Here is a 660-nt window from a genome sequence, read left to right on the forward strand (position 1 = left end):
CACTTAAGCGGCATCGCCACCGCTACCGCTCGCGCAGTAGCCGAAGTTGCCGGTTACAATGTGGACATCGTGTGCAGCCGCAAAACCATCCCACTGCTTCGCGTCCTGCAAAAATACGCCGTCAGAGCAGGTGGCGGCGTAAACCACCGCATGGGCTTGGACGACGCCATCCTCATCAAAGACAACCATCTTGCCTATTGTGACAGCATCGCCCAAGCCGTGCAGCAGGCAAAGCAAGCAGTCGGACCGTTGACCTGCGTGGAAATCGAAGTGGACACGTTGGCACAACTGGACAAAGCTATCGTGGCGGGCGCAGAACGGATTTTGCTGGACAACATGGACGACGAAACCCTGAAAAAAGCGGCAAACCGCTGCCACACGCAAACTGCCCACCCCCACACCGTCTATTGCGAAGCATCGGGCGGCATCGGCTTCGACCGACTGAAGCGCGTGGCGCAAACCGGCGTGGACGGCATCGCCCTCGGCTATCTGACCCACAGCAGCCATTCGTTGGATATAGGTTTGGATTTCGTGGCTTAAATTTCGAGTTTGCTATAAAGCAAAGGCCGTCTGAAATATAGACCTTTTATTTTCAAGCAGCCTTTTTGCTTCCAAAGCAGAAGATATAAAAATTATGCAGGGTAGCTTCAACCTTCATAT

Annotated in this window: 1 protein-coding gene; it reads left to right on the forward strand. The window is 53.8% G+C overall.

Annotated features, from left to right (window positions below; genetic code table 11):
- Positions 1 to 540, forward strand: a 540-nt coding sequence (gene nadC / locus ACTHUM_RS17120; RefSeq protein ID WP_440403572.1) for a carboxylating nicotinate-nucleotide diphosphorylase, incomplete at its 5' end; no start/stop codon positions are given.
- Positions 541 to 660: the final 120 nt, after the last annotated feature.

This window comes from Neisseria sp. P0021.S006 (assembly GCF_051956895.1).